At 70.9% G+C, this 13,522-nt stretch carries 8 protein-coding genes and 1 riboswitch; all 8 genes read right to left on the reverse strand.

Translation table 11 applies throughout. The annotated features are described in order from the left end of the window. Positions 1-28 precede the first annotated feature (28 nt). On the reverse strand, positions 29-5,782 hold the full coding sequence (locus VGR37_11410) for an Ig-like domain-containing protein (GenBank protein HEV2148000.1): 5,754 nt from the start codon (positions 5,780-5,782) through the stop codon (positions 29-31). Positions 5,783-5,790: 8 nt separating this feature from the next. Then, entirely contained in the window at positions 5,791-6,060 is a 270-nt protein-coding gene (locus VGR37_11415) for a hypothetical protein (GenBank protein HEV2148001.1), read from the reverse strand. A gap of 50 nt (positions 6,061-6,110) precedes the next feature. Beyond that, positions 6,111-6,185: riboswitch (cyclic di-GMP riboswitch) on the reverse strand. 352 nt (positions 6,186-6,537) lie between these two features. Continuing rightward, entirely contained in the window at positions 6,538-7,275 is a 738-nt protein-coding gene (gene bshB1 / locus VGR37_11420; protein HEV2148002.1) for a bacillithiol biosynthesis deacetylase BshB1, read from the reverse strand. A gap of 186 nt (positions 7,276-7,461) precedes the next feature. Beyond that, positions 7,462-8,700, reverse strand: a complete 1,239-nt coding sequence (locus VGR37_11425; GenBank protein HEV2148003.1) for an ABC transporter permease — start codon at positions 8,698-8,700, stop codon at positions 7,462-7,464. Positions 8,701-8,709: 9 nt separating this feature from the next. After that, positions 8,710-9,975 carry an ABC transporter permease gene (locus VGR37_11430; GenBank protein HEV2148004.1) on the reverse strand — a complete coding sequence of 422 codons (1,266 nt, stop codon included), beginning with the start codon at positions 9,973-9,975 and terminating at the stop codon, positions 8,710-8,712. A 2-nt stretch (positions 9,976-9,977) separates the two neighbouring features. Next, positions 9,978-10,739, reverse strand: coding sequence for an ABC transporter ATP-binding protein (locus VGR37_11435; GenBank protein ID HEV2148005.1), 762 nt, complete (start codon positions 10,737-10,739; stop codon positions 9,978-9,980). Then, positions 10,736-12,040 carry an efflux RND transporter periplasmic adaptor subunit gene (locus tag VGR37_11440; protein HEV2148006.1) on the reverse strand — a complete coding sequence of 435 codons (1,305 nt, stop codon included), beginning with the start codon at positions 12,038-12,040 and terminating at the stop codon, positions 10,736-10,738. Before VGR37_11440 ends, VGR37_11435 begins: the two co-directional genes overlap by 4 nt. Before the next feature lie 61 nt (positions 12,041-12,101). Then, positions 12,102-13,522: TolC family protein (locus tag VGR37_11445; protein HEV2148007.1), on the reverse strand; the 1,421-nt coding region annotated here is incomplete at its 5' end.

The following is a 13,522-nucleotide window of genomic DNA, read 5'->3' on the forward strand; positions in this document are numbered from 1 at the left end:
GGCCACCGTGGCCCCGCCGGCCGGATGGTCACAGCGCCGGGATGTTGCAGGAGTTGGCGGCCGTGGCCGTGAAGGTGCCGCCGTTGTCGCCCACCGAGGCCGCCGCGGGGTTCTGCGACTGCAGGTAGGTGGTCGCCCCTCCCGTGAGCCCCTCGATCAGGAAGGTCGCCGCGTTGACCTGCCGCACGAAGAGTCCGAAGAAGCCGCTGCCGCCGGTGCCCGTGGTGTTGCCCGTGATCCGCGAGCAGACCCGGTTGTTGTGCCGCGCCTGCACGCGGATGGCATCCAGCGCGCCGGAGAGCACCGAGGCGTTGTTGTTCGTCACCGCCACGTCCACCCGTCCGGTGCCCGACGGCGGAACCTGCGTGTCCGCCCCCGAGGCCTCCACCAGGATCCCGTAGTCCGTCGAGACGCCGCTGACCGTGTTGGCGTTGACGTTGGCCCGGATGTTGGCCGTGTCGTTGGCGAAGACCCGGATCCCGAAGCCGTTGCTCGTGCCTGCCGCCACGCTCGTGTTGTTGCGCACCGTGTTGCCGCGCACCTTGCCGGTGAGCGTGGAGCGGTTGCCGCCGAAGACGTTGATCCCCGTGTTCAGCAGCGGCTGTGCGGTCGCGCCGTCGGTGCCCACCCGGTTCCCGTTCAGGTCGAAGCTGACCTGGGCGTCGGCCGAGGTGCTGACCTCGATCCCCTGGTTGCCCTGGTTGTTCCCACCCGTGCCCGCCACGATAGTATTGTTCGTGGCGTCGAACGTCAATTGGCTGCTCCCCGCCGCATCGCCGCGCAGCGCGATCGTGCGGTTGCCCTGGAAGGTGCACCCGCTCACGCTGGCGTGGATCACCGCGTTGCCCTCGGGCAGGATCGCCAGCCCCATGTTGCCGTCGGCCGACGTGCTGTTGTTGCGAATGGCGCAGCCCGTGCCCGAGAAGCTGAAGTTCAGCGTCCCCGTGGTGTTCTTGACGCGCAGGTTGTCCAGTCGGCCGCCGCTGACAGCCACGCTGGTGAACGTTGCCGTGCCGGTCAGCTCCGTGAAGAAGATGCTGCTCTCCAGGAAGGGATTGGCTCCGTTGGTCCCGTTGGCGCCGCTGATCACGGAGTTCTGCATCGTGAAGCCGCTCACGCCGCTGCCGCGGATCCCGAAGCCCTGGTGGTCGTTGATCTGCATCCGGTTCAGCGAGACGTTGCTCGCGTTGTTCAGGTAGACGCCGATCCCCGCCGTCGTGCCATCCCCGCCCACCGTGTTCTGGATCGTCCCGCCCGAGCCCGCCGTGCCGCTCCCCGTCACCGCGAAGCTGCCGCTGGTGTTGGACAGGACGATGCCGCTGCTGCCGCCGTTCGCGGACACGCTGGTGAGGCTCACCGCGAGCGGCGTCGTGCCGGATGCCCGGGTGATCTCCACCGCGACGGCGTTGGAGGCGCTGACCGCGCCGCTGCTCGCCGTAATGGTGCCGCTGTTGTTGGTGGCGTGGAGCGCCCGCTGGCTCGCGTCCGGCGAGACGTTCAGCGCGCCGAAGGTCAGGGCGCCCGTGTTGGTGCTCAGGCTCACCCCGGTCGCGCCGGAGCTGTTCGAGGTGGTGTTGCCGAGGTTCACCGCCGCGCTGGAGCCGGAGATCGAGATCCCGGCGCCGGTGGGGTTCTGCACGCTGGTTGTCCCGCTGGTGAGACTCCCCCCCACCGTGGCGAGGCTGACGCCGGCCCCGGTGCTGTTGGTCGATGCGACGCTGGTGAACGTCATCCCGGCCGTCGTGGAGCCCAGGTCGATCGCCGGCCCGCCGGTGGCACCGATCGACCCCGTCGTCACGTTGACCGTCCCGGCGCTCGACGCGGCCAGGCCGGTGCCGTTGCTCGTGGTGAGCGCAAGGGAGGAGAAGGTGGTCGTGCCCGAGTTGGACTGCAGGTGCACGCCCGTTCCGCTCGTGCTGCTCTTGCTCACCGTCGTGCCCCCGAAGTTGAACCCTCCGGAGCCCTGGACGTGGATCCCCGTCCCGCTCGGGTTCGTGATGCTCGTCGACCCGCTCGTGAGGGTACCCGTCTGGCCCACCAGGTTGATTCCGTTCCCGGTGCCGCCCGTGGCCGAGATGCTCCCGAAGGCGGCCGAGAGCGTGCCGGACGTGGTCAGGTCGAGCGCGCGGCCGGAGCCGTTGTCGATGCTCACGTCCGAGACCGTCAGCGTCCCCACGGCCGAGCCGGAGATCGCCGCGCCGGGCGCGCTGCCAGCGACGAAGCCGCGAAGCGTGTTGCCGCTCGAGAGGGTGATGGCGTTCCCGCTCGCCGCGCCGATCGTCGGCGCGCTCCCGGCGGCCAGCAGGGTGACGGTCTGCCCGTTGACCGTGGCCGTCAGGTCGGACGGAATCCCCTGCCCGACGAGGTGCTGCCCGGACTCCAGCGCGATGGCGCTGCTGTACGTACCGCTGTGCACCAGGATGACGTCGCTGGCCTGGTCCGGGTCCCCCGCTCCGCCCGCGCCGTTGAGCGGCGTGAGCGACTGGAGCTTCCGGTGCTGCCGGCCGTCACCCCCCGGCGCTGCGCTGGCGTCGACGAACCAGTACCGCCCGGTGACCGTCATGGTGACCGTGCCGGCGGAGCTGAGCTCGCCGTCGGTGACGCTGTAGGTGAAGCTGTCGCTGCCGTTGAACCCGGCCGCGCTGACGTAGGTGAAGCTGCCGTCGGCCCTCATCTCGACCGTGCCCCCGTTCGTGGAGGCGATGGTACCCGCCACGGCGGAGAGCGCGCTGCCCTCCACGTCGGTGTCGTTGGCGAGCACGCCCGCCCCGGCGGCGACGGAGATCACGACGTTGCCGATGGCGCCGTACGCGTCCGGGCCCGCCGTCGGCGCGTCGTTGACCGGGTTCACCGTGATGGTCACCGAAACGGTGTTGGAATCCCCGGAGCCGTCGTTGGCCTTGTAGGTGAACTGGTCCGTGCCGAAGTAGTTCGCGGCCGGCGTGTAGGTGAAGGAGCCGTTGGCATTGAGCGTCAGCGTACCGTTGGCCGGCCCGCTCACCAGCACCGCCCTCAGCGTGTTCCCCTCCTCGTCCGTATCGTTGGCGAGCACGCCCGGGGCGGCCACGTTGAGCGCCACGTCCTCGTCCGTGCTGTAGGCATCGTCCACCGCCACCGGTGCGTCATTGACGGCGTTCACCGTAATGGTCACGGTGGCGACGTTCGAGTCCGAGGTGCCGTCGTTGGCCTTGTACGTGAACTGGTCCGTCCCGCTGAAGCCGGGAGCCGGCGTGTAGCCGAACGAGCCATCAGCGTTCAGGGTGAGCGTGCCGTTCGTGGTCGTGCTTACCAGCACCGCCGTGAGCGGATCGCTCTCGGGGTCGGTGTCGTTGCCGAGCACGCCCGGGGCGGCCACGTTGAGCGTGTTGTCCTCGTCCACCGAGTACGCGTCGTTCACTGCCACCGGCGGCTCCGCGACCGCGTTCACGGTGATGGTCACCGTGGCGACGTTCGAGTCCGAGGTGCCGTCGTTGGCCTTGTAGGTGAACTGGTCCGTGCCGTTGAAGTCGGCCGTCGGGGTGTAGGTGAAGGAGCCGTTGGCGTTGAGCGTCAGCGTCCCGTTGGCGGGCCCGCTCACCAGCACGGCCGACAGGGTGTTCCCTTCGGGATCGGTGTCGTTAGCGAGCACGCCCGGAGCAGCCACGTTGAGCGCCACGTCCTCGTCCGTGCTGTAGGCGTCGTTCACCGCCACGGGCGCGTCGTTCACGTCGTTCACGGTGATGGTCACGGTGGCAACGTTGGAGTCGGAAGTACCTTCGTTGGCCTTGTAGGTGAACTGGTCCGTGCCGCTGAAGCCCGCGGACGGCGTGTAGGTGAAGGAGCCGTTCGCGTTCAGGGTCAGCGTACCGTTGGCCGGGCCGCTCGCCAGGACGGCAGTCAGCGGGTTGGACTCGGAGTCGGTGTCGTTCGCGAGTACGCCCGGGGCGGCCACGTTGAGAGGCGCATCCTCGTCCGTGGCGTACGCGTCGTTCACGGCCACGGGCGCGTCGTTGACGTCGTTCACGGTGATGGTCACCGTGGCGGCGTTGGAGTCCGCAGTGCCGTCGTTGGCCCTGTAGGTGAACTGGTCCGTGCCGCTGAAGCCCGCGGACGGCGTGTAGGTGAAGGAGCCGTTCGCGTTCAGCGTCAGGGTGCCGTTCGCGGGCCCGCTCACCAGCACGGCCGACAGGGTGTTCCCTTCGGGATCGGTGTCGTTGGCGAGCACGCCCGGCGCGGCGACGTTGAGCGCCACGTCCTCGTCCGTGCTGTAGGCGTCGTCCACCGCCGTCGGCGCGTCGTTCACCGGGTTGACGGTGATGGTAACCGTGGCGACGTTCGAGTCTCGCCGTCCGTCGTTGGCCTTGTAGGTGAACGAGTCGGTGCCGTTGAAGTTCGCGTTGGGCGTGTAGGTGAACGAGCCGTTCGCGTTCAGCGTCAGCGCCCCGTGCGAGGGCCCGCTGACGACCGCGGCGGTGAGCGGATCTCCCTGGGGGTCCGTGTCGTTCGCGAGCACCCCGGGAGCAGCCACGTTCAGCGCGTTGTCTTCGTCGACCGAGTACGCGTCGTTGGCCGCCGTGGGTGCGCCGCCCTTGCCCCCGCCTCCGCCCCCGCCTCCGCCGTCGGTGGTCCCCTTCACGAAGACGGCGTACTGGCTGAAGTGGTCGATGGGAGCGGTCACCGTGTTGTTCACCGCGTCCACCGAGCTCCCCGGCACCTCGGTCCAGCTGCCGGCCCTGAACCCGAAGATGGCCAGGTTGGACTCGCTGGCTCCACCCGGGATGTCGCTCTCGGCGTATCGAATCGTCGCCGTGGCCGGGGGGGTGTGGGGGAAGGAAAGACTGGCGGGACCGAAGCTGTACGCCGTGTTCGCCACGTACCCGCTCGCAGTGGCGTTCGCGGGGGACACGGAGAGGCACCAGTCCTGCGAGAGCGCGCCCGCCGGGAAGTTCAGCACCACGTTCCCGGACTGGAAGCTGAACGTGCCTCCGCTGGTGCCCGCCACCTGGCAGGCGGCGGGGCTGCGATTGGCGGTCCCCAGCACGATCTGGCCGCGCGTCGCCTTCTTCCCCTGCGTGGTCTGCCCCCAGCCGCCGACGACCATCACCGGCTGCGGGAGCTGCACCCCGAAGGAAGCCATGTTGTCGTAGGCCAGGCTCCCCACGATCGGCTCGGCCGCCGGGTTCGCGGTGTTCCTCTCCACCTGCCTGTAGGTCTTCGCCTCCAGATCGGGCTGAATGACCACCCCGGCGATGCCCTGGACCCAGTCGTACCGTGGGGAGGTGCCGTCCGGCCGGTTGTCCGAGAAGTCCTGCAGGACCACCAGCCCGGTGGTGCCGTCGGCTGCGTGCTGAGCCGCGGCCCAGCGGGCCAGGTTCTCGATGAGCGTGAGCTTCCCTGCGCTCGCGCCGGAGGTCGTCCCCCGGTCGGGAGTGCCCGACCAGACCGCCACCCGCCCGCGGAGAACCTGCTGCAGGCGTACCTTGACCGCGTCCTCGCGAAGCAGGTCGTAGGGCGCGTTCGCCAGCGAGGGCACGAACACCACCGCGTACGACTGGAGCTGCGAATACGGCATCGTCCGCAGCTCGGTGTATCTCTTGTCGACCCCTCCCGGGAAGACAGGGGTACCGCCGTTCATCGTCAGCGCCAGCTGGGCGGCGACGCGGTCGCACCCCTGCGTGTCGGTCGGAGGACAGACGACCAGGGCCTTGGGGCCTGCCGATTGGGCCAGGAAGACGGCGGGGAGCAGCAGGCACGACAACAGCGCCGCAAGGAGGACGGCGCGCCGGGAGGGAGTCCGTTTCATGGAGGGCCTCAGGAGCAGGCGTCGGAGATGACGGCTTCGTAGGTGGCGACCGATCCCTTCAGCGACTCGTCCCCGGGGGAGCGGGCGAGCGACGCGCGCGCCGCGCCGAGCTGCCGGCGGTAGGCGGCACAGAGCGTGGATTCGCCGGCCGCTTCGGGCTGGGCGGCCTTCGCCGCGGCCGCCTCGACCGGGGGCTCCGTCGGCGTCTGGGCGGGATTGTCCTTGCAGCCCGCCAGGAGGGCGAGCACGGCGAGCGCGGGGAGTGCCAGGTGCCTCATTGGGATACCTCGGGTGGGACGGTGGCCGGCGGAGCCGGGGAGCGCCCGTCTTCGGTAGCCCGGCCGTCTCGATGAGACCCGTGGCTTTGCGGACCGGCCTCGCGGCCGGGGTGCCGTTTTTCGGAAGGCGACGGATGAAGGTCGGGAACGCGAGCGCCTGGCGGCACTTGCGCGGATACTTGGGGGTGCAGAACGACAAGACGGGGGGCGCCTCCTGCAAAACTACGGCCACAGGCAAGGCATCGCCCTACTCGCGCCTAAGCCACTCTCCTACATCAACTTGGAAAAACCGGGCGACCGTCCTGCAGCGGCGCTTTCCCCGGAGATCGGGACGCAATTGCCCCATGCGCGATCCGGCGGCGAGCGGACAGTGCAGCTAAGTGCTGGGGAGACCGGAGATTGGATGGAAACAGATGACGCCGTCCCGGTGTTGCATCGGCGCAACACCAGGACGGCGCTCCGCGCGGGCAGTGCCGCTCAGATGCTCCGCACCCCCAGGGCCACCACGTCCTCCACCTCCATGGTCTCGGGGGTGTAGAACGGCTCCCCGTACTCCTTCCGGATCAGCGACCCGTAGCGGGCCGCGTGCATCCGCACCTGGTCGTAGAGCGGGCGATCCCCGCCGGGGAACACCTCCCCGCCCCACGTCTTCCCGTCGAACTGCGACGCGTAGCAGCGCACCGCCTCCATCTTGGCCTCCATGAAGTCGGTGACGTCCACCACGAACGTCGGCTTCACCGGGTCCTCGCGGTAGGTGAGCGCGTAGAGCAGCTTGTGCGGGCGGTGCGGCTCGCCCGGCGCGTCGAGCTTCTGCAGCCCCGCCAGGAAGCAGGCGTCGTAGGCGAGCTGCGAGGCGACGCGGTGGTCCGGGTGGCGCCCGCTGGTGAAGGGAAGGATCACCACGCGCGGCCGGAACGCGCGCACGAAGCCGGCGACCAGCCGGCGCGTCTCCGGCGTGTTCTCGAGCCCCGCGTCCGGGAGCCCCGCGTTGCGCCGCGCGGCGACGCCGAGCACCCGCGCGGCCGCCTCCGCCTCCTCCCCCCGGAGCTGCGCGCTCCCATCGGTGCCGCGCTCCCCCGCGGTGAGGTCCAGGATCCCGGTGCGGTGTCCCTGCGCCGCCGCGCGCGCCAGCGTCCCCCCGCAGAGGAGCTCCACGTCGTCACGGTGGGCGGCGATGGCGAGCAGGTCCACGGGCGGCGCGATCGGTTCGGTCATCGGAAGGAAAGTGCGAGGTGCGAAGTGCGAAGTGCGTGGGAACCTAGCACCGCCGCCGGACCCACGCACGTCCGAAGCGCGCCGGCCTTCCCCGACGAAAAACCCTCCCCCGGACCGGGGGAGGGTGGCGAGCCTCGAGCAAGCCGGGTGGGGGTCCGCACTTCGCACTCCCGCACTTTCGCACTTCTATTCGTGTCTCAGCGCCTCCACCGGGTCGAGCCGCGCCGCCTTGTTCGCGGGATAGAGGCCGAAGCCGATCCCCGTGATCGCGGAGACGCCGAGCGAGGCCGCCACGGCCCAGAGCGGCACCGAGGCCGGGAGCGGGGTGAACGCCGCCAGGAGGAGGGCGCCGCCGGCCCCCAGCGCCATCCCGATCGCTCCGCCGATGGTGGTCACCGTGACCGACTCCACCAGGAACTGCCAGAGGATCTCGCGCCGGGTCGCGCCCAGCGCCTTGCGCACCCCGATCTCGCGGGTCCGCTCCGTGACCGAGATCATCATGATCGCCACCACCCCGACCCCGCCCACCATCAGCCCGATCGAGGAGAGCACCAGCATCACGATGGCGAACACGCCGGTGATCCGGTCGAACAGGTCGGCGATGGCCTGCTGCCGCGTGACGTCGAAGTTGTTCTCGTCGCCCGGACGGAGCCCCCGGGCGACCCGGAGCGCCGCGGTGACGTCGTCGATGGCCTGGTCCTGCGAGGCCCCCGCCGCCGGGACCACCAGCAGCGAGAGCCAGTCGGGATCGGCGTCCAGGTACTTGATGGCGGTGGTGGGCGGGACGATCGCCCACTCCTTCATGATGTTGGAGAAGAAGTTCGGCTTCTGCCGGTACACCCCCACGACCTGGAACGGCTCCCCGCGCAGGCGGACCGTCTTCCCCACCGGGTCCGTGTCGCCGAACACCTTCTTCGCCAGATCCACCGACAGGACCACTACGCGGTTGGAGCGGGCGACGTCCGCCGGGAGGAAGTTGCGCCCGTAGACGAAGTCGCCCTGCGCGTAGTCCGGCCACTGGTAGTCGCGCCCCGGGAGCATGACCCCGCTGTACGTGCTGGAGCCGTACTTCAGGTCCGCGCTCCCGTCCACCGCCGTGGCGACCGACCGGATGGAGGGGAGCGAGCGCACGACCTCCGCCTCCTGGAAGGTCATGGGCGGCCTCCCCACCCAGGGCGGGCGCCCGGAGCCGTGGCTGATGCGGATCTCGGTCTGCGTGAAGCGGTTGACCACGAAGTTCTTGGGGCCGATCCCCTCGATCTGCTCCATGATCCCGGTGCGCAGCCCCCCGACCACCGCGGCCATCGCCATCACCGTGGCGACGCCGATCACGATCCCCAGGATGGTGAGGAAGGCCCGCACCTTGTTGGAGCGCAGCGCGTCCAGCGCGATCCCCACGCCCTCACGGGCGGATGTGAGGTTCATCGTCCGCTCCTATTCGCTCCGCAGGGCCTCGATGGGGTCCAGGCGCGAGGCCCGGTACGCCGGGTACACCCCCGCCACGAGCCCGACGCCCACCCCCAGGAGGATGGACAGCACGATGGAGAGCGGGGAGACCCGCCCCGGGAGCGGCGAGAGCGCCGCGACCGCCGCCGCCAGCGCGATCCCGATCCCGATCCCCAGCACCCCGCCGGCCCCGGACAGCGCCCCCGCCTCGATCATGAACTGCGCGAGGATGTCGCGCCGGCGCGCCCCCAGCGATTTGCGCAGCCCGATCTCACGGGTGCGCTCCGTGACCGCCACCAGCATGATGTTCATGATCACCACCGCGCCCACCACCAGCGAGATCCCCACCAGGAGCGGGAGCGCCAGCATGAGGTAGGTGGCGATCCGGTTCCAGAAGGCCAGGCCCTCGTCCGCCGTTTCCAGCGCGAAGCTGTTCGCCTCGCCGGGGCGCAGGCGGTGCCGGATCCGCATCCACCCCTCCATCTCCGCCATCGCCCGCGGTACCAGCGACGCGTCCACCACCTTGAAGGTGATCTCGTCCACCACGTTGTGCGGGTTCACGTAGCTGTTGACCCGCGACCTCGCCGGGGCGATCACCACGTTGTCCATGGAAAGGCCGAAGAGCGAGCCCTGCTTCTCCAGCACCCCCACCACGCGGTACTGGAAGCCCTGCACCCGCACCGTCTTCCCCAGCGGGTTGCGCTCCTCGAAGAGCTTGTCGGCCACGTCCTTGCCGATCACCACCACCGGGACGCCGCGCTCCGCCTCCTGCTCGGTGAAGACGCGGCCCGCCTCCACCCCCATGTCGCGGGAGGTGAAGTAGCTGGCCGACGCGCCCGAGATGCGGACGCTCTCCAGCGTCCGGCCGCCGGGGCCGCTCACCCGGCCGCCGCGGTCGGAGTTGATGGAGAGGATCCCCGGCGTCTCCATCCGCTCGTCCAGCCACGCCGCGTCCTCGAAGGTGAGCCGGGGGCGGCGGCGCCACTCCCGCCGGAGCGCCGGGTCGTCGCTCATGGTCACCGAGGGGCGCTGGCGGAGCATCACGCTGTTGAATCCATACACCTTCCCGGCGAAGTCCTCCTTCATGTAGGAGTCCATCCCGGTGATCAGCGTGATCACGGCGATCAGGAAGGTCACCCCCATCACCGTCCCGAGGACGGTGAAGAAGGCCCTCAGCTTGTTGACGCGGATCATCTCCAGCGAAACGCGCAGCGCCTCGCCCAGCGGCATCCGCGTCCGCGTCCGTCCGGCCATGGTCAGGCCTCGGTGAGGGCGGCCCCGGCGTCCTCCTCGGCGGCCGCGCGGGCCGCCACCGGCGCGGGCGCCTGCAGCAGGTCGCTGTGGACGGTGCCGTCGCGCAGGGTCACGACGCGCTCGGCGTGCGCCGCGATGTCGTGCTCGTGCGTGACCATGATGACCGTCTGCCCCTCGGCGTGCAGCCGCGCGAAGAGCGACATGATCTCCTCCGAGGTGCGCGAGTCCAGGTTCCCCGTGGGCTCGTCGGCCAGGAGGATGGAGGGCGTGTTCACCAGCGCCCGCGCGATGGCCACGCGCTGCCGCTGCCCGCCCGAGAGCTCGTTGGGACGGTGGTCCATCCGGTCCCCCAGCTCCACCGACCGGAGCGCCTCGGCCGCCCGCTCGCGCCGCTCCTTCTTCCCCACCCCGGCGTAGACCAGGGGGAGCTCCACGTTCTGGAGCGCGGTGGAGCGCGGGAGGAGGTTGAAGGTCTGGAAGACGAAGCCGATCTCGCGGTTGCGGACGCGCGCCAGCTCGTCGTCGCTCATCCCGGCCACCGGGTGGCCGTTGAGGATGAACTCCCCGGAGGTGGGGGTGTCCAGGCACCCGATCAGGTTCATGAAGGTGGACTTCCCCGACCCGGAGGGGCCCATGATCGCCACGTACTCGTTGCGGCGGATCACCAGGTCCACCCCCCGGAGGGCGCGCACCGTCTCCGCCCCGAGCTGGTAGTGCTTCTGGAGCCCCCGTGCCTCGATGACGACGCCGCGGGCGGCGCTCATCGCTTCTCCCCGCCGGCCCTGCCGGCCGCGGCCTCGGGGGTGCGCACCTTCGCGCCCGTCTCCAGCTCGCGGATGGCCTGGTACGTCCCGGCGACCACCGTCTCGCCGCCCCGGAGCCCCGACTTCACCTCGAAGTAGCGGTCCCCGGCGATCCCCACCTCCACCGGGAGGAAGGCGACGGTGTCGCCCTGCATCACGAACACGCCCTCGACGCCCTCCTCGTCCCGCGCCCGGGACGCCCCGGGGCGGGCGGGAGCGGCCTCGTCGCCCTCCCCGGCGTCGGCCTGGCCCAGCTTCTTCCCCTTCGCGTCGCGCACCGTCAGCGCGATGATAGGCACCGAGAGCGCCTGCGCGCGGGTGTCGGTGACGATGTCGGCGGTTGCGGAAAGGTCGGGGCGGAGCTGCTCCGGCGGGTTCGCCAGCGTCACCACCACCTCGAAGTCCACCGACTGCTCCGCCCCCGCCGACGACATACCGGAAGTCGCCCCCCTCAGGGAGCTGTTGGCGATCTGCGTCACGGTCCCGGAGAACACCCGGCCCGGGTAGGCATCGATCCGCACCCGCGCGCTGTCGCCGATGGTGATCCCGGGGACCTCGGTCTCGTCGACCTTGACCTTCGCCTCCATCACCGACAGGTCGGCGATGGTCAGCAGGAGCGAGCCGGGGTTGTTCATGGTCCCCACGATCGCCGTCTCCCCCTCCTCGATGTTCAGGCGGGTGATGCGGCCGCTCATGGGCGCGACGATGACGGTCTTGCGGAGCGCCTCGCGCGCCTCGGTGAGCCCGGCCTGCGCCTGGGCCACCCCGAAGCGGGAGGCGTCGAGCTCGGCCGAGGCCACGGCGGCCTGCGTCTCGGCCTGCTCCACGTCCGCCGCGGAGATGAGCTGCTCGCTGCTCCCCGCCAGCTGCCGCGCGCGGCGCGCGGCGTTCTGCGCCTGGAGGAGGTTGGCGCGAGCCTGTGCGGCGCGGGCCTGCGCCTGGGCCACCGCGGCCTCGGCCCGCCGCACCGCCGCCTGGTACTGCGTGGGGTCGATGCGGAGGAGGAGGTGGCCGCGCTCCACCCACTGCCCCTCCTCCACCCGCAGCTCGATCACCCGCCCCGAGATGTCGGCGGAGATGTCCACCTTGCGCTTGGGGTTGATGGTCCCGCTGGCGGTCACGACCGAGGTGAGGTCCCTCCGCGCCACCGCCTCGGTGCGGACCTCGGTCCCCTTGTCGGCCAGGGCGGTGCGAGCGAAGAACCCCAGGGCCGCCACCGCGACCACCACCACCCCCACGATCACCATCGTCCTCGTTCTCATCGCATCTATCTCCGGACCGGATTGCGGTTGCCGCCTGGTACGGCGCTCCGCGGAACGCCGCTCAGCGGAGCGGGCGGCCGACCAGCGCCTCCAGGGCGGCGAGCGACTTGTGGAAGTTGTACACGGCGTCGATCCGCGCCCGCTCGGCCTGCGCCAGGTTGGTCTGCGCGTCGGTGACCTCTACCGAACTTGCGGCGCCGAAGCGGAAGCGCTCGCGCGCCAGCCGCAGCTCCTCCGTGGCGGTGTTGATCACCTGCTCCTGGAGCTGCGCCGTCTCGTACGCCGTCCTCAGGTTCTGCAGCGCGGTGTTCACCTCGCCGCGGACCCGAAGCTCCTGCGCCCGGACCTGGTACTCGGCGTCCTCGGCGTTGGCGCGGGCCTGCTCCACCTGCTGGTGCCGGGAGAGCCCGGTGAAGATGGGGAGCGAGATGCTGAGCGAGGCGTTCATCGGCTGCCGGTCGTAGTCGAAGGGGTAGCCGCTGTTCTGCTCGCGCACCTGCTGCCGGATCTGCGCCTCCGTGAAGCTGAACCGCCCGCAGTCCTGCGGGGAGCGCCCGATGAGCTGCGCGATCTGGTTGTTCACCACGCACGACTCCATGTCCCGCTGCGCGCCCGCGAGCCCCTGCTCCACCAGCGGGTCGAGGTTCCCGACCCGGTACGAGGAGCCGTTCCACCCCACGTTGAAGTTCAGCGTCGGGAGGTAGCTGGACTGCGCGGCCCGGATCCCGGTGCGCGCGGCGCCGGCCTGCGAGCGGGCGGCGTGCAGGTTGGGGTTGTTGGCGACCGCCTGGGCGACCAGCGCGTCGGCGTCCCACTGCGGCTGGAAGAGCACGAACTCGGAGGTGAGGCGCGCCCCCGGCCGGACGTCCACCCCCATGAGCTCGGCGAGCGCGAAGGTGGCCGTCGCCAGGCCGTTCTGCGCCTGCAGCAGCGAGACCTGCGCCTGCCCTTTCTGCACCTCGGCGCGGCGCACGTCCAGCGGCGTGCCGGCGCCCACGTCCAGGCGCGCCTGCGCCAGGCGCAGGTGCTCCTCGGTGCGCGCCACCTCGCGCTCGGCCTGCGCGACCGCTTCCTGGCCCTGCAGCACGCCCAGGTACTGCTGCGCCACCTGGGCGGCGAGGTTGGCCTCCGCGCCGACGACGCGCTGGTCGACGGCCCGCTCCTGCGCGCGGGCGATGGAGGGCTGCACCAGCTTGGCGCCGTTCAGGGCGTACGAGAGCCCCAGGGAGTAGCTGGAGGTGTAGTAGTCGGGCTCGTCGCGCGACAGCGTGTACGAGAAGCGCCGCTGGCCGGGCGCCGTGTAGCCGAAGGAGCTGGACACGGCGGCTGACGGCAGGAAGTCGAAGCGGGCGGCGCGGGTGGCCGCCCGCGCGGTACGCCGGTCGTTCTGCTGGGCGAGGAGGTCCGGGTTGTTCCTGCGCGCGAGCGCCACCGCCTCGTCGAGGGTGAGCGCCGCGGGGGCCGCCCCGGGCACGGCGGGCT

It is taken from the genome of Longimicrobiaceae bacterium (assembly GCA_035936415.1).
Lineage (GTDB): Bacteria > Gemmatimonadota > Gemmatimonadetes > Longimicrobiales > Longimicrobiaceae > JAFAYN01.